Source organism: Agrobacterium sp. V1 (genome assembly GCF_030518355.1).
Lineage (GTDB): Bacteria > Pseudomonadota > Alphaproteobacteria > Rhizobiales > Rhizobiaceae > Agrobacterium > Agrobacterium cucumeris.
On record NZ_JAULSF010000003.1, the window covers coordinates 1 to 21,090 of the forward strand.

Below are 21,090 nucleotides of genomic sequence, written 5' to 3' on the forward strand. Positions count from 1 at the left end.
ATGGCAAGCACAACCTCCGGACAAGGGTCGACAGCTCGCGCATGGCAAGGCGATCTCAACGCGATCAAGGCAAGCGCAGCCCTCTTGTCGCTTGTCGGATCGGGTCGCGCCCGTTCGCGCAGCGCCCTGACCGAACTTTCCGGCCTTTCGCGGGCGACCGTACACCAGAAGCTCGCGAGCCTGATCGATGCGGGGTTGATCCGCGAGACAGAGGAAACGCTTCCGAGCGGCGGACGCCCTACACGCGCCCTTGATCTGAACCGCGACTTTGCTGTCGTCCTCTCCGCCGATATCGGCGAGCAGCATATCCGCGTCGCCGTCACCGACCTGCAGCCGCGAATCCTGACGGAAATCTGGGAAACATTCGATATTCTGCGCGGCCCCGCTGTGGTTCTCAACTGGATCGAAGAGCAGTTCGAGGCGCTTTTATCGAAGATTGGCAAAACAACCGCCAATGTGCTGGGCATCGGCATTGGCCTGCCTGCCCCTGTCGATTACGCCAACGGCCGGGTCGTAGGTCCTTCCGTGATGGTCGGCTGGGACAATTTCGAAATCAGGCAACATCTTGAAGAAAGATTCGGTGTTCCCGTCTACGCCGAAAACGACGTGAACCTTCTGGCGTTGAGCGACCATCGGCAGCGGCGGACGAATGTGAGCGAAATGGTGTTCGTCAAGGTCGGAACGGGCATCGGCAGCGGCATCATTACGGAAGGCCGCCTTTATCGCGGTGCGCAAGGTGCGGCGGGCGATATTGGCCATATCCAGTTCGCGCGTGAACCCGCACCGCTCTGCCGCTGCGGCAAGATCGGCTGCGTCGAAGCGCGCGCCGCCGGCTGGGCAATCGCACGCGAGTTGCGCAAAGAGGGGATCGAGGCGCACACCGCCCGTGACGTGACCCGGCTGGTCGAACTTGGACAGCCGCTTGCCATTCACCTCGTCAGGGAATCCGGCCGCATTCTCGGCGAGGTCATGACAAGCCTCGTCAGCATCCTGAACCCGCAGATGATCGTGATCGGCGGGACACTGGCCATCGCCAACGACCACCTTCTGGCAGGCATACGCGAGCTGGTCTACAAGCGCTCGCTTCCCCTGGCGACGAGGGAGCTGGAACTGGTGATCTCGCCCCCCGACCCGGACGCAGGCATCATGGGCGCCGCCATTCTTGTGGTTGAGGAGCAGATGAAGGCACAGAATGTCGAAATGGTGATGTTACGTCATAGCGCGCGCCCAGCGCGCTAGTGCCCCAGAAGTGTGCAAGATCTCGCCCTGCTTTGGGGCGGATCCTCGTTCCATGGAAGAGGAAGGCCAGACAGCCTCTCCTTTCTTCTTGGAGAACCGCCGTGCCGACAATGCGAAAAATAAGCAATTGCCTTTTCTAAAAGCTTACATTTCGGGCAATCGATCCCTCGTTTATATATTACATAAAATTACTATACTACTAGGTTCCGACCACCGGGGGATCAATCGGTGAGCGGTAAACCTGATCATTTCATCAGGAGCATTTTTAGATGTCATCTCAGGGATTTATCGGCGGCTTCGTCAGATCGGCCATCGCCGCGACGCTGCTCGCGTCCGCGGCACTCTCCGGCACAGCCCATGCCGGCCCAACACTCGACAAGATCAATCAGCGCGGCACGATCAAGGTCGGGGTGGGCACGACGCCGGGCTTTTTCTCCCCGGACAGCAACGGCCGCTGGCAAGGCTTCTTCATCGATTACGGCCGCGCGCTTTCCATCGCCGTCTTCGGCAACCCGGACAAGGTCGAATTCACCAATTCTTCTCCCCAGCAGCGCCTGCCTGCGCTGCAGAGCGGTGAGTTTGATGTCCTACTTTCCGGTGTCACAGTAACCGTTACCCGCGCCTTCAAGCTCGGCTTCCATTTTGGTCCGACGATTTTCTATGACGGTCAGGGCATTCTCGTCCGTAAGGATCTTGGCGTCACCAAGGCCGCTGATCTGGACGGCGCCACCATCGGTGCCCAGAGCGGCACGACCGGCGAACTCAACGTTGCCGACTTCTTCCGCAAGACCGGCAAGAAATTCACGCCGGTCACGATCGAAGATACCGGGCAGTTTATCGCAGCGCTGGAGTCCGGACGGGTCGACGCCATCACACAGGATTCCTCCGATCTTGTCGGCAAGCGCACCCAGTTGAAGAAACCCGACGATTATATTGTCCTGCCAGAGCGGCTGTCTAAGGAGCCGCTGGCACCCGCCATTGCTGGCGGTGACGACCGCTGGTTGGAAATCGTGAACTGGACCGTCAACGCCACCATCCAGGCGGAAGAATGGGGTATTACCTCCAAGAACGTCGATGAGTTTCTGAAGTCTCCTGACCCGGCGATCCAGCGCTTCCTCGGCGTTGATCCCTCCCTTGGCGAGGCCATCGGCCTTGATCCGAAATGGGCCTACAACATCATCAAGACGGTCGGCAACTACGGTGAAATCTTCGACCGGCATCTGAAGCCGCTCGGCTGGGAGCGCGGCTACAATCGCCTCTGGACCGATGGCGGCCTGCTTTATTCGCCCCCCTTCCGTTGAGACGGCCGAGTTTCTAAAGATGTCCTCAATCGCAACGCCGGGCCCCCGCAGGCCCGGCATCCATCGTCGGTTCCTCATGTGGTGGGGCCATCGCCCCATCGCTCAACTGGCAGTCATCACATCATTTGTCTCATTGCTCGTTTATCTCGGGATCAATGTCACGACGACGATGGCACGCATCGGCGTCTCACCGGGCTTTGATTTTCTCTGGCGTTCGGCCAACTTCGAAATCGGCGAAAGTCCGATCACTTTCGCGGCCGGTGATCCATATCTTCGCGCCATGCTCGCAGGACTGCTCAACACGCTGAAAGTCTCGCTGATCGGCTGCATTTTCGCGACTATTCTCGGAGTAACCGTGGGCGTCGCAGGCCTGGCAGGAAACCTGCTTCTCGCCTCCCTTGTGCGATGTTATGTGGAGTTGATCCGCAATACGCCGCTCCTGCTGCAACTTTTCTTCTGGATTTCGCTCGCCAAGGCATTTCCGGCACCGCGCCAGGCAGGCGCCTTGCTCGGATCAGTCTATCTGACCAATCGTGGCGTCTATATGCCAACCGTCTCCCTGGATGGCCTTCCGGTCACCGGACCAGTGTTTGTGACCCTTATCGTCTTTGCCCTTGGCCTTGTGCTCGTCTTGCTGTCCCATTTGAAACGGCTGAACGGGCGAACCGTCGCTATTGCCACAATTGCCATTCTCGCAACCGCGACCACCGCATTCGCAGCATCAGGAGCAAAGCTCACGTTTGAAACGCCCGTATTGGCGGGCTTCAACCTCCGGGGCGGGTATAATTTGACACCGGAATTTGCCGCGCTTTTAACCGGTCTGATCGTAAAGTTCTCCGCCGCAATTGCGGAGATCGTCCGGGCTGGCATCCAGTCAGTCAATCGAGGCCAGTGGGAGGCCGCCCGCGCGCTCGGCCTGCACAATGGACAGATCATGCGGCTGATCGTGCTTCCGCAAGCGCTGCGCGTCATCACTCCGCTCGCCACGTCGAGCTACCTCGATCTGACGAAGGATTCCAGCCTGGCGGTCGCAATCGGCTACCCGGATCTCGTCAGCATCGTCAACACAACCGCCAATACGACCGGTCAGTCGCTGGAGGCCCTCATGATCCTCATCGGCACCTACCTCGGCATCAATCTGGTCGTTTCTGCCCTCATGAACCAATACAACAAGAGGGTTGCGCTGAAGGGAACGGCACGATGACAAAGCATGCCGGAAACATCTCCGCCAATCGGCTTCATGGGCCTCTCGGCAAGCTGCGAAGCGGGCTCTTCGGCACGCTTTCCAACAGCGCGATCACTCTTCTGACACTGGCAGGACTGACCTGGCTGCTGCCGCCCTTGTTCCGGTGGGCCCTGCTTGACGCAACATGGAGCGGAACCTCCGCGGACTGTGCGGCGCGCGAGGGCGCCTGCTGGGCCTTCATTGCCGCCAAGCTGCGTTTCATCCTGTTCGCTTTCTACCCGCCGGACCTGCAATGGCGTCCGGCACTCGTCATTCTGATCCTCATGGCGTTGCTCGTCACCAGCGCACTCCCGCGTTTCTGGCGCAGGGAACTGCTGCTCGTCTGGCCGGTTGCGGCTCTGGTTTGCTGGATGCTCTTGACCGGTGGTCCGGGCGGCTCTTCAGTTCCGTCCAACCAATGGGGCGGGCTGCCGGTGACGCTGTTTGTCTGGACCATCTGCTTTGCGGCCGCGACACCGATTGCGATCCTTCTGGCACTCGCCCGTCGTTCGGGCCTTGGCGGACTGCGTACCCTTTCGATCGTCTACATCGAGGTGATGCGCGGCACGCCCATGGTCGCGATCCTCTATGTCGCCATGCTGATCCTGCCCATGGCGCTGCCGGAAGCACAGTTCGACAAGATGATCCGGGCGATGATCATGATCACTCTTTTCTGGGCGGCCTATATGGCGGAAGTCGTGCGTGCCGGCCTGCAGGCGATACCATCCGGCCAGCAGGAGGCTGCCACTGCGCTGGGTATCGGGTACTGGCGGACAATGCATCTCGTCGTTCTGCCCCAGGCATTGCGGATCGTCATTCCCGGCATGGTCAATTTGGCAATCGGTTTCCTGCTGGCAACATCCCTGCTCGCGGTTATCGGCGTTTTTGACCTGCTGAACGCCGCCCGCGCAGCCGCAACAGATCCGGGCTGGCTCGGCTTTTACAACGAAGCCTATCTGCTTGTGGCCCTTGTCTATTTCGCGATCTGCTTTGGCGCGTCCCGGTACAGCCTATGGCTGGAGCGCCTGCTGCGAAACAGACCAACCCCAGGGGAATGACAATTCCCCAGCCGGGCATTTCTAAGATAATTATCTACGTATACCCGCCATTATGGGGAAGCATAGATTTTTCTTCCGATCTGGCGTCAAAATCGGTGGTTCCATTGCTCAATGTAGTATATATTTTTTGTAGAAAATAATCGTAAAAAGGAACTTCGGAAATGGCCTTTGCATCCGCTTCGCCTGCATCGACGTCAAGTCATATCCGTCGCTCCAGACCCTGTTGTCGCCTCTCTCTGCCCCGAATGCGGGCGCCGTCGAAAGACGGTCCGTACCGAACAAACCCACAAAGCCCAGATTGGCAGAGGAGCGAAATGCAAAGACAAACGATCGAATATCAGGGACTGCCCGTCGGCATTGCTATCCCGAACAACAACAAGCTGCGATTCATCGCGGTCAAATTCCACGTCATCGATCTGGACAACCGGCAGTTTTCCAGCGTCGCGGAGCTGAAGTCGGCCATCCGGGCGCATCTGCACGGCGAGCAGATATTGGCCGCGTGAGTAATAAGAAACCATCCAAAAGCCGGAAACTGGACATGGTATTTCAAACCGCCCTCATCGAAAACGCGGCTTTGCTGCCGACACTCGACCTTTCGCGTTTTCATTCGCCGGAAGAACGCAGTGAATTTGTCAGCGACCTGCGCAACGTGCTCCATGACCATGGCTTTTTCTATCTCACCGGCCACGGTGTCGATCCCCGGCTGATTGAAGATGTCCTGTCGACCTCGAAACGTTTTTTCGCTCTGCCGCTGGAGGAAAAGCTCAAGATCGAGATGGTGAAATCACCGCATTTCCGTGGCTATAACCGGGCCGGTCAGGAACGCACGCGGGGCGAACAGGACTGGCGTGAACAGCTCGATATCAATACCGAAGGCGAACCGGCAAAGATCGGTCCGGACTCGCCGTCATGGAAGCGGCTGTTTGGACCCAATCAATGGCCGGAGGCTTTGCCCGAACTCAAACCGTTGCTGCTGCGATATCAGGCGGAGGTGACGCGGGTCGGCATCGATCTCCTCAAGGCGATTGCCGCCGCTCTCGGGCAGCCGGAAAATGTCTTTGCCGAGATTTACGAGCCACAGCCGACGCAGCTACTCAAAATCATCCGCTACCCCGGTCGGGATGTCGCAGAAACCGATCAGGGTGTCGGCGCTCACAAGGATGGTGGTTTTGTCACCGTGCTTCTACAGGACAAGACACCGGGACTACGGGTTCGCACCGAGACAGGGGACTGGATCGACGCTCCGCCAGTGCCCGGAACCTTTATCATCAATACCGGTGAATTGCTGGAACTCGCCACCAACGGCTTCGTCCGCGCAGATGTGCATGACGTCGTGGCGCCGCCAGCGGGTGTGGAGCGCTTCTCCGTCGCCTTTTTCCTCGGCTCCCGCTATGACGCGACCATACCGGTCATCGACTTGCCGGACGAACTGAAGCGCTCCGAACGGGGCATCACCGTTGATCCCCTGAACCCGATTTTCCGGGAGGTTGGGCAGAACCACCTGAAGAGCCGTTTGCGCTCGCATCCCGACGTCGCGCTCGCGCACCACGCCGATCTTCTGCCGCCGGAACACAAAACCGCTTAGTCCGGTTGATGTCGGAGACCACTTCGGCTCGCTTAATCCCTGGCGACAGGCTCAAATGGGGCGCATTGATTTCGATGCCGCCTGCCGGGAGTAAGGTGGTCTTTCCTCTTACCCGTTACGAATCAAACATCCTTCGTCGCGGCATCCACGGACAATGCGTCAAGATGGCGAGGATGACGGGGATCGTCATGGGGCTTCAGGAAGAAGCGGCGGGCAACATCGAGATAGCCGTTATAGACCAGACCGCCATTGATCGTAACGAGAGCGGTTCGATGGCGACGGTAGAGCACCGGGATACTATACCAGGGGACGGCAGGCAATTTGTGATGCAGCACATGCAGATTGTTATAGAGAAACAGCAGCCCGAACAGCGGGCTGTTCTCGACGATCGCGGTGCGCTCATCCTGATGGTCAGCATAACGGTGCTCCGCATAGGACCGCAACCTGCTGAGCGCCGCGCCCACATAAACGAAACCCAAGAGATAGAGCCAGAGCGGCATTCCGCAAATTCCCACCACCCAGATCAGAACACCCGCAACACCGACCGCATGTCGCGCCCAAAGCGCTGCCCGTGTCCTGTCGCCCCTGAAGACAAGAGACGCCTCCTGCGCCAGGAAATTAACGATCATGACCAGCGGGCCAAGGGTCAGCCGTCCCAGCAGGGTGGTGTTCCAAAGCGCCAGATATCGGCCGATCACTCCCATTTTCTCCCAGGCCGCTTGGGTGAAATAGGAGGATTCCGGATCTTCGATCGGGTCGGTCAGGTGTTCGTCGCGATGGTGAGTCAGGTGCCCTTCCCGGTAAATTGCATAGGGCAACCACAGGGATAAAGGCGGCCAGCCGATTGCATCGTTGATGGTGCGATAGCGCGTCGGATGACCATGAATGACCTCGTGCTGGAGTGACCCATGCCAGGCGACCAGCCATCCGCCAATGGCAATCACGACGAGAACCGGCAAAGCTTGCCAGAACCATGTTACCCCCAAAAAGCCGCCATAGATGACCACCGCCAGAACCACCGTCTGCCATTCGATGCGGGCAATGGCCAGAGACGAGGGCGAGGAGAAGAGATCAGGAGATGGAAGGCGGGACATGAAGCAGGTTCCGGCTGAGACAGGTTTCGCGCCCCACTATAAGGCCGAGCGCTGGCGACCGCGCCGCACGGCTTTGCAGCCGCGACGCCAAAAAGGGAAAAATGGTTTTGCAACAGGGTTCTACGGAAAATATTTATTCTATAAAATTTGTAGGTTATTGGCTTTAATCCCTCCATCGAATTGCTGAGCGCTACCCGCATCGTGCGGGGAGGTGCTCCGTACGCGGAGGGAAATTACGTGACATTCAACACCACACGCCGGCAGGTGCTCGTCGGCGGCGCCTCCATTGTGGGTCTTGCCGCTCTTGGCGGCATTCATGCCGCTTTTGCCAATACCGACCGCACCAGGATCGTCGTCCGCGTCGAGAAAGACCTTTCCAACCTCGATCCTGCCAATCGTTCAGGCCCGATCGATCTCAACGTCCTCTGGTCGGTGCAGCAGGGCCTGATCTCCTTCAAGCCGGGCTCGACGGACTGGGAACTCGATGCCGCCGAAGAACTGGAACAGGTGAGCGACACCGAAATCCGTTTCAAACTGCGCAGTGGCCTCACCTTTACCGACGGTTATGGCGAACTGGCCGCCGAAGACGTGAAATTCTCCTTCGAGCGTTTCCTCAAGCCCGATGCCGAAGGCAAGCCCGTTACCTATGCCAAGGACTGGTCGGCCCTTGATCGCGTCGAGGTCACCGGCCCGCTCGAAGGCCGCATCATCCTGAAGCAGCCGGCACCGGCGCTCTATACGATCGCACTCGCCGATGGGTCTGGCCGGATCATTTCGAAAAAGGCGTTCGAAGCACTGGGCAAGGATATTGCCACGAAACTGATCGGCAGCGGCCCTTATGTTCTCAAGGAATGGGTTCCGCGCGAGCATTTCACGCTGGAAATCAACCCCAACTACAAGGGACCGATCAAGCCGCATTTCCAGCAGATCATCGGCAGACCGATCGGAGAACAGAAGACCTCGGAAATTGCCTTCCAGTCCGGCGAGATCGACTTCACCGCGATCGATCCCGAAAATGGAAAGGCCCTGGCCAAGCTTCCGGATGCGAGCGTTACAGAGATTCCGGCCATCGACTATGTCTGGTTCGGGCCGAATATCGAGAAGGCTCCTTTTAACGACATCCGCGTCCGCCAGGCGATCCGTTATGCTGTAGACATCGACGCGATCCTTGAGGGTGCCTATTCCGGCATCTATCCGCGCGCCAATTCGCTGCTTGCGCCAAGCCTGCTCGGATACTGGAAAGAAGCGCCCGTCTATGCACGGGATCTGGAAAAGGCGCAGACGTTGCTCGCCGAAGCGGGCCACGCGAACGGTTTCAAGACCAAGCTCACCATCGAAGCGACGGCACGTTATGAGGCCATTGCCCAGATCATTCAGGCCAACCTTTCCGAGGTCGGCATCGAGGTGGAGATCGAGGCGCTGGAATCCGCTGCCTACTGGGCGCTTGGCAAAAACGACGCCAGCAAGGATCTCGAGCTGTCGCTCGTCAAATTCAACGGAAAGTTTGACCCCGGCTTCCAGACACAGTGGTTCACCTCGGCGCAGGTCGGCCAATGGAACTGGCAGCGCTGGAAGAACGCTGATTACGATGCGCTGCACGAAAAGGGGGGTGTCACGGTCGATCCCGCCGAGCGTGAAAAGATATACATCGAAGCCCAGAAACTGCTCGACGAATCCGCAGCGTTCATCTGGATCACGCACAATCTGAATGCTTTTGCCTCGCGCAAATGGCTGAAGCCCGGTGTTCTCCCGAATGGCAACAACTGGCTCTATACGGGTTTTACGGAAGCGACGGCCTGATCCGGTGCGTGTTTTCTCAATGACAGACCGGGATGCGCTGCGATGAGGAGCGCATCCCTGCACATTCATCTTGCCTTCAAGCTGGTTACGGCGCTTCTCGCCGTGGCCGGCTCCGTTATCTTATTGATGGCGCTCACGCGGCTGATACCCGGCGACCCCGCAACGGTAATTCTCGGTTCACGCGCAACGCCTGAGGCGGTAGCCGCACTCAATGCCCGCATCGATCTCGACAAGCCGCTGATCGAGCAGGTGTTCAGGTTTTTCAGTCGGCTTGTTTCCGGCGATCTCGGCGAAGATGTCTTTAATGGCCGGCCGGTCTTTAACCTTGTTGCGTCAGCGTTGCCAAATACGGTGGCGCTGGCCGTTTCAGCCATGCTCTGTGCGATCACGCTCGGCGTGCCGCTAGCCCTCATCTCCGCGCGCTGGCCGGGCGGCAGGAGGGACCGGCTCGTGGCCTTTCTGAGTGTCGGCTTCATCTCGACCCCGAGCTTTGTCGTCTCGGTGTTCCTCCTGATGATGTTTTCGGTGAAGCTGCGCTGGTTTCCGGTGCTGGGCGCCGGAGAGAGCGGCGATATCGGCGACCAGCTCTGGCATCTCGCCCTGCCGACGGTGGCACTGGCCGCCGGCTGGATCGGTTACATTGCCCGGCTGCTGCGCGCCTCCTTGCTGGAAGTGCTGGGTGAAAACCAGATCCGCACGCTGCGGGCCTATGGTGTCAGCGAGACAAAAATCCTAGTGAAATATGCCCTCAAACCGGCGATATTGCCCACTGTCGCGGTGCTTGGCATGGGTTTTGGAGAACTTCTTGGCGGAGCGGTCTTTGCCGAAGTCATTTTCAACCGTCCCGGTCTCGGCTCATTGATCTATGACGCCATCCGCACGCGTAACTATCCGGTGGTTCAGGGCGGCGTCTTTGTCATCGTCCTGCTTTATGTCCTGACCAATCTCATTGCAGACCTTTCCCAGAGCCTGCTCGATCCGCGCGAGCGTGGCCGGCTCTTGTCCGGAAGGCAACAGCAATGACCGTCCTCCATGACCTTTCCCGCCGGCCCGGCGGCCCCTTCGCTCTCTTTGCGGTCACGCTGCTCTGTCTGGTGGCAATCGCTGCGCCGTTGATCGCGCCCTATGGGCCGAACGCAATCGCGCCGTCCAGCCGGTTCATGGACCCGTCACTGCAACATCTTCTGGGAACCGATCATCTCGGGCGCGACATATTAAGCCGACTTATCTACGGCGCACGGGTCGCACTCGGCATTTCTCTTTCCGTCATCGCCATTTCTTTGACAACGGGTGTCGCACTTGGTGTGGCGGCCGCCCTCTCCTCACGCGTCGTTGATCTCTTCATCGTCGGTATCTTCGATGTCGTGACGTCGTTTCCAAGCATCATCCTCGCTCTCGCGCTCGTCGCGGTCTTCGGCCCTGGTCTCGGCAATGTCGTCTTGCTTGTCAGCATCGTCTTCATCCCGCATTTCGGCCGGGTCGCCCGCGCCCAGACGATCGCGATCCGCAACAGCCCTTTCATCGAGGCGGAAAGGGTTCTCGGTGCGGAAACGTGGCGGGTTGTCCTGCATCATGTCACGCCCAACATCATTGGCCCGATTTTCGTGCTGGCATGCATGGATATCCCTGTCGTCATCACCATCGAGGCGGGGTTGAGCTTTCTCGGTCTCGGCGTGCGCCCGCCGCTTTCAAGCTGGGGCAACCTGCTCAATGACGGCTACACCTATCTCGACCAGTCGGTATGGCTCGCCACCTTTTCCGGTCTGGCGTTGATCCTCGCAACACTCGGTTTTGCGCTTCTCGGTGAAGCCCTGCGTGACACGCTTGACCCGAAACTGAGGAAAAGCCTGTGACAGACGCTCTCGTCCTCATCGAAAATCTCAACGTGTCTTACAGGGGCGCCGGGCAGAAAGCGCATATTATCGACGGCGTCGATATCACCATTGGCCGCGGCCAGTCCGTCGGCCTCGTCGGGGAAAGCGGCAGCGGCAAGTCGACGGTCGCCTTCACCCTGCTCGGCCTGCTTGCCGATAATGCGGAAATTTCTGTGAACCGTGCGGCTTTCGACGGACGCGGGACGAACCTGACATCAGCGGAAACAGCAAAGCTGCGCGGCACCGATATAGCGATGGTGTTTCAGGACCCCATGACCGCGCTGAACCCGATGTTCACGATCGGCACCCAGCTCGTCGACATCCAGCGCCGGCGGTTCCCGAAGGAAAGCCGTCGGGCGCTCTGGGCACGGGCCGAAGCGGTGCTCTCCGATGTCGGTTTGCAGGATGCGGCGCAGCGCATGCATCGATATCCGCACGAATTTTCAGGCGGTATGCGGCAACGTGTCGTGAGCGCCATGGCGCTTCTGGTCGAGCCGAAATTGTTGATTGCCGACGAACCGACGACCGCGCTCGATGCCACTGTGGAAGCGCAGGTGGTGGAGATGCTGCATCGGCTGCGACAGCGAACTGTCGCTTCCATGCTGGTCGTCAGTCACAGCATGGGGCTGATTGCCGAACTCTGTGACAGCGTCATCGTGATGTATGCGGGAACGGTGGTGGAAAACGGCAAGGTAACGGACGTCCTGCATCATCCGCACCATCCCTATACCCGCGCCTTGCTCAACTGCGAGATAGACCCTTACGCCGCGTTCGACCGCCAGCAGGATCTTGCCACTATTCCCGGCACCGTTCCCGATCCAGCCAATCGACCGCAAGGCTGCATCTTTGCCGAGCGATGTCCCTCCCGCCATGACCGCTGTAGCGAAAAACCGCCGCGTCGGCAGGCAAAGACCGGACAGCGCTTCTTCTGCTGGCTGGAGGCGGCACGATGAATACCCCTGCCCTTTCCCTGAAGAACGCGGTGATCCGCTATGATCGACTGACCGCCGTCGATGGCGTGTCACTGGATCTGTTTTCCGGCGAAACCCTCGGCCTTGTCGGAGAAAGCGGGTGCGGCAAATCGTCCCTCGCCCGGGCCATCGTCGGACTTCAGCCGCTTGCCGCCGGCACGCTTTCCATCGCGGGAGAAACGCTCGCCAAAGTGACGGCGACCCGACGTAACGATCTGCAGCGCCGCATTCAGCTGCTATTCCAGGACCCCGCCGCCTCGCTTTCTCCCCGCATGAAGGTGCGCGCGCTTTTGGCCGAACCACTTAAAATCCGCAAAGTGCATTCGGCCGAAAGCTGGGCGCGGATAGCTGCGCTGGCGGAAAGCATCGGCCTTGGCGAGCAACTTCTTTCACGCTATCCGCATCAGCTGAGCGGCGGGCAGGCCCGGCGCGTTGCGCTCGTGCGGGCGCTTGCCGCCGAACCCTCGATCATCGTTGCCGATGAACCGACGGCTGGCCTCGATATCTCCGTTCAGGGCGAATTGCTCAATCTCCTGCGCGTGCTTCGCGATCGTCTGAAGCTCAGCTATCTGCTCATCTCCCACAATCTCAATGTGGTCGGCCGCGTTACCGATCGCGTCGCGGTGATGTATCTTGGCCAGATCGTCGAGAGCGGGCCGACATCCGAGCTGTTCCGTAGTCCCGCGCACCCCTATACGCAGGCGCTGCTCTCCGCCAATCTCACGCTTGATCCCAGCCGCCAGCGTGCTCGCATCGTGCTTTCCGGAGAATTGCCAAGCCCGGGCAACCCGCCCTCCGGCTGCCGTTTTCACAAACGCTGTCCGCTGGCACGTCCACGCTGTTCAACCGATGTTCCACTGCTTCTCTCCGCCGGCTCATCCGGCCGCAGCATCGCCTGTCACTTTCCGCTCACCGCGGAAGCAGAAAACCTGCCTCAGGCGATAACGGGGTAACCATGACGCGCAGCATCCCGGTCGAGCTCAGCCAGCACCTCATAGTCGGCATCCCCGAGCAGGCTGATGCCGCGCAGGGAGAGCGTATCGCACACGCCCGCAAGTTCGGGATCGGCAATGGTCTCCGCCACCGCCCGCCGCAGGGTCACCAGCTCCCTTGCCGGCGTCGCAGCGCCCGTGATGAAGGGCAAGCCCGGTCCCCTGGCAGTTTCGGCAAGGATGCGCACCCCTGCAACCCGTTTCGGATCGAAACGCAGGGTACTGCCGAAGGTGACACAGTCTATGGAAGCAATATCGGCCTTTCCGCTGGAAACCGCATCGATACTTGCCAGATGACCGCCGGTTTCCTGCACGGAAGAAAAAAACCGCCCGTCCCTGGCATGTGGCGCCACGAAAGCACGGAAGAGGTTATAGCCGGAATTACTGCCCGGCTCGTTGATGGCAGCCCGGGCGCCCCGCAGCTCTTCGATCGACTGCGCCGGCGACGCCGCATTGACGATGATGAAGCTGCATTTGAGCGGGCCGTCGCAGCCGGGCAGATTATAGACCGGGGTTGCCACCAATTGTACCTTGCCACGCAGGTGTCGCACATAGGGATAGCCGCAGGTTTGGCCGAACAGCAGATCCGGCCGCAACCAAGCCTCATCATAGCGGATTTTATCATCCAGAGCCTCCGGCGCATCAATGCCACCGGCACGAAGACGCTTGCCCAGCGCCGCCCAGAACAGCGTCGTTGCCTCCTTGACCGGCGAAGGGCTGGCATACATGGCAAGGCTGGCGAGCGACATGGGCGGAACTCCGGAGAAGCGACTCAAAAACCTATGCAATACATAGATTTAAAGCGCAATGCGATTTCTTCGTGGAAAGGAAACCTGCCATGAGCCTGCCTTTGGAAGAGGCACATTCGTCGCCCTCAGCCGCAACCGATATCGCATGCGACGTGCTTGTCATCGGCGGCGGCCCGGCCGGCTGCTGGGCGGCGATGGAAGCCGCCGGTGCGGGAGCAAGGGTTGTTCTGGTGGACAAAGGCTATTGCGGCAGTTCCGGCGCAACCGCCTCGGCTGGTACACAGATATGGTATGTCCCGCCGGATGAGGACGCGCGGGAAGCCGCCATGGCAAGTCGCGAGGCGATGGGCGGTTATCTTTCCGAACGATCATGGATGGTGCCGGTCCTCGACAAGACTTTCGAAAGCGTCAACCGGCTGGCCGACTGGGGTTACCCCTTCCCCCGTGACGACAAAGGCGAACAACAGCGCATCTCCGTTCAGGGACCGGAATATATGCGGCTTTTGCGTCGCCGGGTGAAAAACGCCGGCGTCACCATTCTCGATCACCACCCCGCAACGGGCCTACTGACGGCGGATGCGCGGGTCGTTGGCGCAACCGGCCTGCGGCGGCAACAGGGCGGACAGTGGCGTATCGCCGCCGGAGCGGTGGTGCTTGCAACGGGCGGCTGTGCCTTCATGAGCAAGGCGCTCGGCTGCGATGTCCTGACAGGAGATGGCTACTTGATGGGCGCCGAGGCGGGTGCAGAACTTTCCGGCATGGAATTCTCCTCGGCCTATGCGATTTCACCCGCGTTCGCCTCGATCACAAAAACAGCCCTCTACCGTTTCGCGCAGTTTTATCACAAGGACCACAGCCTGATAGAAGGCGCAGGCTCCGCCAGGGGTCGCTCGATCATCGCCCGCACCCTGCTTTCGCAACCCGTCTATGCCCGGCTCGACCTTGCCGAAACCGACGAAGTGAAGGCTATCCTGCGACGTGCCCAGCCAAATTTCTTCGTGCCGTTCGATCGTCGCGGCATTGATCCCTTCACCGCGTTCTTTGAAGTCAAGCTTCGGCTGGAAGGAACGGTGCGCGGCACCGGTGGACTGCGGCTGACCGGGCTCGACTGCGCAACAACGGTTGCCGGCCTTTATGCCGCTGGCGACAATGCCACCCGCGAGCCAATCTGTGGTGGTTTCACCGGCGGCGGCAGCCACAATGCAGCCTGGGCAATTTCCACCGGCGCCTTCGCCGGCGCCTCGGCCGCGGCCTTCGCCCGCGAAAAGGTGGCGCTATCGGGGAGCGATCTTCCGCAACCGATCACGAAAACCACAGCGTACCGGGAGACTGTCGACCCCGCAGCAATCATCAAGGCAGTACAGGACGAGGTCTTTCCCCTCGAAATCAATTATTTCCGCACGCATTCCGGCCTTTCAGCAGCATTGACGCGGCTTGACGCCCTATGGATAGAGACCGCCGCTGCTACGGTGACCGACGAAAGCCAGATACTGTCGCTGCATCAGGCGCAGGCGATGATCGCTACCGCGCGCTTCATGTATCACGCCGCTCTGGCACGCACGGAAACGCGCGGCATGCACCGGCGCGACGATTTTCCGAAGCAGGATCCCGCCCAGCATCACCGGCTCATTCTCAGCGGCCTCGATGCAATCGCCATCCGGCGGGAAACCGTTGATCCCGGCATTTACAAGGAGGCGGCGGAATAATGATCGAGGTTCTGGATAAAGACGCCTGCACAGACTGCAATCTCTGTGTTCAGATATGCCCCACCAATGTCTTCGAGGCGATGCCGGAAGGCCCGCCCGTCATACTGCGGCAGGATTCCTGCCAGACATGTTTCATGTGCGAGGCCTATTGCCCGGTGGATGCGCTTTACGTCGATCCGGATGCTGAGGCCGTACACGGCCTGACACTGGACAGCGTGCGGGCGAGTAATCTCTTCGGCAGTTACAGAAAGGCCATCGGCTGGCACAAGGACACGCGTCAACGCCGCCACATCGATGATCACTTCCGACTTCCGCAATGACCTCGACGTACTCACGGCGTCGTCTCGGCCGATAGCGGACGGCGCTCTCTCATGGCATATCCAGAAATGAAACCGGCACGGCGAGGCGGGCCGGGCCGGGACGGGCCGGTTCCGATATCCGTGTTTCCAGGCAGTTTAAAAGGCTGCGGCTGGTATCCAGCTCGCTGTGGCGGCTGTGCTAGTCGAGAAGGCGGGAATTTTCTTCGCAAGGTCTTCGATGGTTTTCACGTCTGCCGACCGTAACTGCTCCTGCGTAACAAGAACCGGATCGACAACGATGTTTCTCGGCACGTTCTCACCAGCGATTTCGAGTGCGGCGGCGCGCACCGACACTGCCCCCACGACAGCCGGGTTGGTCGCCGCAGTTGCGACCCAGGGGCTGCCCGGCTCAACGATTTCCTGAATATCGGCCGTAGAAATATCGGCGGAATAAATCTTGATTTTATCGCTAGTGCCGAGATCGGCCGTCGCCAGTTTCACGCCGCGGGCAAATTCGTCATAGGGTGCGAAAATCACCGAAATTTCCGGATTGGCGCGCAGAACGGCCTTGGCCTGATCCGCCGTCGCCGCTGCGGTCGTATCGCTGACCGTTCCGAAACGGGCTTTCTCGACAATGCCCTTGTTGGCGGCCTTTACCTTCTCCCATACTTCGTTGCGGCGGTCGAGCGGCGCGAAGCCCGCCACATAGGCATAACCGGCCTCAAACTTCGTACCATTGTCCTTCAGCGCCTGATCAAGCGCCAGCTCGGCGAGGCGATGATCCGACTGTTCGACCTGTGGGATCTTCGGATTGTTGAGGTTCACATCGAAAGCAACGACCTTGATGCCCTTGTCCAGCGCCTGCTGAACCACATCCGTTAGCGATTCCGGCTGGCCATGATCGATGATGATGGCCTGAACGTCGAGATTGATCGCCTGCAGGATCTGCTCGCGCTGCTGCGCCGCATCCTGTCTGCCGGGGAATATCCGCAGATCGGCGCCCAGCGCCCTAGCCTGTGCTTCGGCGCCGGACTGATAGGCCTGGAAGAAATCGCCGGCGGAAATATAGCTGATCAGAGCGATTTTGACGCCACCCTTGTCGAAGGGATCAGGCGCGCCTTTCAATCCTTCCGCGCTCGCCACCCCGGCGGCCAGAAGCGAAGGCAAAAGCGCAAGGGCGATATAACCGGGTTTGAACGACATCGGGACATTTCTCCAATTTGATAGCGGCCGCAGAACCATCAAATTATGAGCATATAATCTATCGTTTTTATGGGTTTAATATTGCTATTTTGATCGGAGAAACGAGTTTTCTTTTGTCTCTAAAGCGCGCGTAACGGCAGGTTTTGCTCACGCCAGAAAAGCCGGGGCCGTCCCATGACGCTTTCCCGAAGAGCGGAATTCCACCGATCCGCATCGCTTAAACATGTTTGATTTCAAAACCTTGCAGCGACCGCGCGGGGCCGGGGAAATTTATTCCAACCCTTGGCGACACAATAGAAGGGCCATTCTTGTTTGCCATCGCAAAAGTATTACGAAAATGAATTGTTACACGATGGACCTTCCAGACATGCCCATTCTCGACGTTCAAAACATCTCCCATGCCTTCGGCTCCACCAAAGCCCTCAACGATGCGCACCTTACGATCGAGGCGGGTGAAGTCGTTGCGCTGATGGGTGCGAATGGCGCTGGAAAATCCACACTCGTCAAAATCCTATCCGGGCTTTATCGGCCCGATGCCGGAATGATGATATGGCAAGGTAAGCCGTTTTCGCCACAAAGCCCGGCAGATGCGGCCTCGCAGGGCATCGTGACAGTGCATCAATCGACGGATGTTGTTGGCATTCCTGGCCTGACGGTGGCGGATGCGCTGCTGCTCAACCATTTCGTCGATGGTCGTCATCCCTTCTTTCTGTCAAAAAAATCAGTCCGCCGGCAGGCGGCGGCGATACTTGCCGAAACCGGCTTCGATCTGCCGCTCGACCGGGATTTCGAAACGCTGAGCGCGGCCGATCGTCAACAGGTGGCCATTGCCCGCGCGCTCGCCAACAAAGCCCGGTTGATCATTATGGATGAACCGACAGCCAGCCTTTCCGCCCGGGAATCGGCTCGTCTTTATGATCTCGTCCATTCCCTGAAGGCGCGCGACATTGGCGTGCTTTATATTTCACACCGGACCGCCGACCTCGAAGCGCTCGCGGACCGGGTCGAAATCCTGCGCGGCGGGCGCAATGCCGGCAGCTTTACCCGGCCGGTGGATTTCAACGCGGCGATAGAAACAATGATTGGCCGCTCGCTGGACGCCGCGCGACCAGACCGGCGAACCGATTTCGGCAAGACAGTTCTGCGGCTTGAAAACGCGCGCCTGCTGAAAGAAAGCAGCCCTTTTTCCCTTTCCGTCCGCGAAGGAGAAGTCGTCGCCATTACCGGCGCTCTCGGCGCGGGCAAAAGCCGTCTTTTATCTGCGCTGTTCGGCCTCGGCACCTTTGCGGATGGCGAAACAATTCTCGACGGAAAGACCCACGCACCGGGCAGTCCGGCCGAAGCCATCTCCGCCGGCGTGGCAATGGCCGCCGAGGATCGCCACCGGTCTTCCTTCATCCATGCCGACTGGCCCGGTGAAAGCATCGCCGCCACGATCAGCCTGCCGCACCTGAAACGATGGTATCCCTCCGGCTTCCTCTTATCCAACCGGGAAAAAGAGGAAGGGCAGAAAGCGATCCAGCGCCTGTCAATCAAGGCGCAATCGGCGGATGCCTCCGTCTGGTCGCTCTCCGGTGGCAACCAGCAAAAGGTCGTCATCGGCCGGTGGGAGGCCGAACCCAGCCGATTGCTGTTGCTGGATGAGCCGTTCCAGGGCGTCGATGTCGGCGCGCGGCAGGATATCATCGCCGCCATCCGCCGCCATTCGGGGCGCGCCACCCTCATCGCCACCTCAGACCCCGAGGAGGCTTATGAAGTGGCCGACCGGGTTCTGGTCATGGACGGCCACACCCTTCTTGAACAAACCAACGATGCCGGAACGCCGCATCTTCACAAGGAACCCGCCTGATGGTCGACGGCACCCGAGACATTTCGGAACAATCAAAACAGACGGCAACATGGGAAAACCTGCGAAACGCGATAAGACGCGGGGCGGTTTTTCTCTTGCTAGCGGCAATGGTCTTCGGCTTTTCACTCGCACAGCCCGCCTTCATCAACATCAACAATCTCATGAGCATCCTGCAGGCCGTCTCCGTCGTCGCCATCATCGGCGCGGGCGTCAGCATCACGCTTGCGATCAACGGTTTCGACCTGTCGGTCGGGGCCGTCGCCGCATCCAGCGTCATGGCTGCAAGTTATGCGATGATCGTGCTCGGTTTGAACGTGTGGCAGACGGTGCCGCTGGTACTGACCTTCGGTGCGTTTGTCGGGCTTGCCAATGCGTTTCTCATCGTCAAACTCAAGGTGCCGGATCTCTTGGCCACACTCGCCACCATGTTTTTGCTGACCGGCCTTCAGCTTATCCCGACAGCGGGCCGCTCCATCTCGGTCGGCCTCATCCTGCCCGACGGCTCGACGGCATCAGGCAAATACGACCCCGCTTTTCTGACCATCGGACGTTCCAGCCTGTTCGGCTTCATTCCCCTTCCCGTCGTGCTGATGGTCATCGTCGCCGTTGTGCTGTTCATCCTGACCGAAAAGACGAGACTTGGCCGCCTGATCTACGCCACCGGCGGCAATGAAACCGCCGCGCGGCTTGCAGGCGCCAATGTCGACCGCATCAAGACCTTCGCCTACGTGCTGTCAGGCACGCTTGCAGCGCTGGGCGGCATCATCGTTGCAGCCCGCGTCGGCCGTGGCGATGTTTCCTCCGGCGCATCGCTGCTGATGGATTCGGTTGCGGCCGCGCTGATCGGCTTTGCGGTTCTGGCGCTGCGCCGCCCCAACGTGCTCGGCACCCTCGTCGGCGCCGTCTTCGTTGGCGTGCTGCTCAACGGCCTCACCATGCTGAATGCGCCCTATTATACGCAGGACTTCATCAAGGGCGCGGTTCTGGTGGGCGCACTGGCGCTGACCTATGGCGTTGCCCGCGCGAAAAACTGACCTTCTAAATCTCTCTCCAAAAAAGTGAAAACCATGTTCAAGACCATCAAGAAAATGGCTGCGGCCGTCATTTCCCTCACGCTGCTCTCCACCAGCGCCTTTTCCGCCGGCATCGAGGGCGCACCGGCCCCATTCGACAAGAAGACGGTCAACATCGCCGTCATCAGCTTCCTCGGCAGCGGCGACTGGTTGCAGGCGTTCGAGGCCGGCGTGAAGCGACAGGCCGACACGCTCGGCGTCAAGCTCACCGTCTCCCAGGCCCGCAACGACAACGACACGCAGCGGAACCTCGTCGAACAGGCGATCAATCTCGGCGTCGATGGCATCATCATCAATAACGGCCGTCCGGAAGTGCTGAAGGACGTGGCGCAAAAGGCGCTCGACAACGGCATCAAGGTCGTTGCCTATGACGTGGACCTCGAAAACCCGCAAATCCCGCAGATCGAGCAGAGCGACAAGGACATGGCGAGGTTGGTGCTGGACCAGGCCGTGAAGGACAAGGGCGACGGCTTTGTCGGCGGGGCGGTCTATGTCGCCGGCTTCGCGCCGCTCGACCGGCGTTACGCCGTGTGGAAAGACTTCACCGCCAAACACAATCTGAAGGAAAAAGCCGTCTGGGGCGTCGTCAATGACACCGTTCCGGCCTCCGTTGCCGACCAGACGAAAGCCGTGCTGCGCGCCAATCCGGATATTTCCGTCATCTTCACCCCTTGGGATGAATTCGCCAAGGGCGCAAAGCTCGCCATCGACGAACTCGGCCTTTCACAGCAGGTGAAGATTTATGGTGTCGATATTTCGACCGCCGACATCCAGCTCATCACCGAGCCAGACAGCGCCTGGGTCGCCACCGCCGCAACAAACGCCGCCGTCGTCGGCGAAGTGTCGGTCCGCGCCGTCTCGCTTTCGATCGCCGGGCAGTTCCCCGGTCGGTCGGTCCTGTTACAGCCGACCCTCATCACCCGTGACGATCTGGTTAAGAACGAGATCGGCACCATCGAGGATTTGCAGAAGAAATTCCCCGCCTTTCTGAAGAGTGACGCCGCGACCGCTACGTGGATTCCTGCCGTCAAGCATTGATCGCCGTCATCAAGACGCGCCGCCCATAAAAGGC

19 protein-coding genes are annotated in these 21,090 nt (G+C 59.7%); 16 read left to right on the plus strand and 3 right to left on the minus strand.

Going from position 1 to position 21,090, the window contains the following annotated elements; genetic code table 11:
• From QSV77_RS23575 to QSV77_RS23600, 6 genes are all read left to right on the plus strand, one after another.
• Positions 1-1,239: ROK family transcriptional regulator (locus QSV77_RS23575; RefSeq protein WP_302735303.1), on the plus strand; the 1,239-nt coding region annotated here is incomplete at its 5' end.
• Between the two features lie 269 nt (positions 1,240-1,508).
• Positions 1,509-2,540, plus strand: coding sequence for an amino acid ABC transporter substrate-binding protein (locus QSV77_RS23580; RefSeq protein ID WP_302735304.1), 1,032 nt, complete (start codon positions 1,509-1,511; stop codon positions 2,538-2,540).
• Positions 2,541-2,559: 19 nt separating this feature from the next.
• A complete protein-coding gene (locus tag QSV77_RS23585; protein WP_302735305.1) occupies positions 2,560-3,744 on the plus strand; it encodes an amino acid ABC transporter permease in 1,185 nt (394 codons plus the stop codon).
• Positions 3,741-4,823: an amino acid ABC transporter permease gene (locus tag QSV77_RS23590; protein WP_302735306.1), complete on the plus strand. Its 1,083-nt coding sequence runs from the start codon at positions 3,741-3,743 to the stop codon at positions 4,821-4,823. The genes QSV77_RS23585 and QSV77_RS23590 overlap by 4 nt, the downstream gene beginning before the upstream one ends.
• Positions 4,824-5,137: 314 nt before the next feature.
• Positions 5,138-5,326, plus strand: coding sequence for a hypothetical protein (locus tag QSV77_RS23595; RefSeq protein ID WP_302735307.1), 189 nt, complete (start codon positions 5,138-5,140; stop codon positions 5,324-5,326).
• 35 nt (positions 5,327-5,361) lie between these two features.
• Entirely contained in the window at positions 5,362-6,408 is a 1,047-nt protein-coding gene (locus tag QSV77_RS23600) for an isopenicillin N synthase family oxygenase (RefSeq protein ID WP_137454617.1), read from the plus strand.
• Positions 6,409-6,530: 122 nt separating this feature from the next.
• Here QSV77_RS23600 and QSV77_RS23605 read toward each other — a convergent pair whose 3' ends face one another.
• Positions 6,531-7,502: a fatty acid desaturase gene (locus QSV77_RS23605; RefSeq protein WP_137454616.1), complete on the minus strand. Its 972-nt coding sequence runs from the start codon at positions 7,500-7,502 to the stop codon at positions 6,531-6,533.
• 237 nt (positions 7,503-7,739) lie between these two features.
• Between QSV77_RS23605 and QSV77_RS23610 the strand changes: the two genes are divergently transcribed.
• The 5 genes from QSV77_RS23610 to QSV77_RS23630 are packed head-to-tail and all read left to right on the plus strand — an operon-like array spanning position 7,740 to position 13,100.
• Positions 7,740-9,302, plus strand: a complete 1,563-nt coding sequence (locus QSV77_RS23610) for an ABC transporter substrate-binding protein (protein WP_302735308.1) — start codon at positions 7,740-7,742, stop codon at positions 9,300-9,302.
• Positions 9,303-9,344: 42 nt separating this feature from the next.
• Positions 9,345-10,325 (plus strand): ABC transporter permease, encoded by a 981-nt coding sequence (locus QSV77_RS23615; RefSeq protein WP_302735309.1) that lies wholly within the window; start codon positions 9,345-9,347, stop codon positions 10,323-10,325.
• Positions 10,322-11,155 (plus strand): ABC transporter permease, encoded by an 834-nt coding sequence (locus tag QSV77_RS23620; protein ID WP_302735310.1) that lies wholly within the window; start codon positions 10,322-10,324, stop codon positions 11,153-11,155. The genes QSV77_RS23615 and QSV77_RS23620 overlap by 4 nt, the downstream gene beginning before the upstream one ends.
• Positions 11,152-12,129 (plus strand): ABC transporter ATP-binding protein, encoded by a 978-nt coding sequence (locus QSV77_RS23625; protein ID WP_302735311.1) that lies wholly within the window; start codon positions 11,152-11,154, stop codon positions 12,127-12,129. The genes QSV77_RS23620 and QSV77_RS23625 overlap by 4 nt, the downstream gene beginning before the upstream one ends.
• Positions 12,126-13,100, plus strand: a complete 975-nt coding sequence (locus QSV77_RS23630; protein WP_302735312.1) for an oligopeptide/dipeptide ABC transporter ATP-binding protein — start codon at positions 12,126-12,128, stop codon at positions 13,098-13,100. The genes QSV77_RS23625 and QSV77_RS23630 overlap by 4 nt, the downstream gene beginning before the upstream one ends.
• Here the strand turns inward: QSV77_RS23630 and QSV77_RS23635 are convergent.
• A complete protein-coding gene (locus tag QSV77_RS23635; RefSeq protein WP_302735313.1) occupies positions 13,082-13,888 on the minus strand; it encodes a phosphate/phosphite/phosphonate ABC transporter substrate-binding protein in 807 nt (268 codons plus the stop codon). The genes QSV77_RS23630 and QSV77_RS23635 overlap by 19 nt on opposite strands.
• An 89-nt stretch (positions 13,889-13,977) precedes the next feature.
• Here QSV77_RS23635 and QSV77_RS23640 point away from each other — a divergent pair, with 89 nt between their 5' ends.
• Together QSV77_RS23640 and QSV77_RS23645 are read left to right on the plus strand one after the other, a co-directional pair.
• Positions 13,978-15,594: an FAD-binding protein gene (locus tag QSV77_RS23640; protein ID WP_302735314.1), complete on the plus strand. Its 1,617-nt coding sequence runs from the start codon at positions 13,978-13,980 to the stop codon at positions 15,592-15,594.
• A complete protein-coding gene (locus tag QSV77_RS23645) occupies positions 15,594-15,914 on the plus strand; it encodes a ferredoxin family protein (protein ID WP_302735315.1) in 321 nt (106 codons plus the stop codon). The genes QSV77_RS23640 and QSV77_RS23645 overlap by 1 nt, the downstream gene beginning before the upstream one ends.
• Positions 15,915-16,049: 135 nt before the next feature.
• On the opposite strand, the gene QSV77_RS23650 is transcribed toward QSV77_RS23645, so the two are convergent.
• The gene (locus QSV77_RS23650; RefSeq protein ID WP_302735316.1) at positions 16,050-17,096 is read right to left on the minus strand and encodes a substrate-binding domain-containing protein; all 1,047 of its coding nucleotides are present in this window, start codon (positions 17,094-17,096) and stop codon (positions 16,050-16,052) included.
• Positions 17,097-17,463: 367 nt separating this feature from the next.
• Between QSV77_RS23650 and QSV77_RS23655 the strand changes: the two genes are divergently transcribed.
• The 3 genes from QSV77_RS23655 to QSV77_RS23665 are packed head-to-tail and all read left to right on the plus strand — an operon-like array spanning position 17,464 to position 21,056.
• The gene (locus QSV77_RS23655; protein WP_302735317.1) at positions 17,464-18,945 is read left to right on the plus strand and encodes a sugar ABC transporter ATP-binding protein; all 1,482 of its coding nucleotides are present in this window, start codon (positions 17,464-17,466) and stop codon (positions 18,943-18,945) included.
• Positions 18,945-19,979 (plus strand): ABC transporter permease, encoded by a 1,035-nt coding sequence (locus QSV77_RS23660; protein WP_302735318.1) that lies wholly within the window; start codon positions 18,945-18,947, stop codon positions 19,977-19,979. The genes QSV77_RS23655 and QSV77_RS23660 overlap by 1 nt, the downstream gene beginning before the upstream one ends.
• A 33-nt stretch (positions 19,980-20,012) precedes the next feature.
• On the plus strand, positions 20,013-21,056 hold the full coding sequence (locus tag QSV77_RS23665; protein ID WP_302735319.1) for a substrate-binding domain-containing protein: 1,044 nt from the start codon (positions 20,013-20,015) through the stop codon (positions 21,054-21,056).
• Positions 21,057-21,090: the final 34 nt, after the last annotated feature.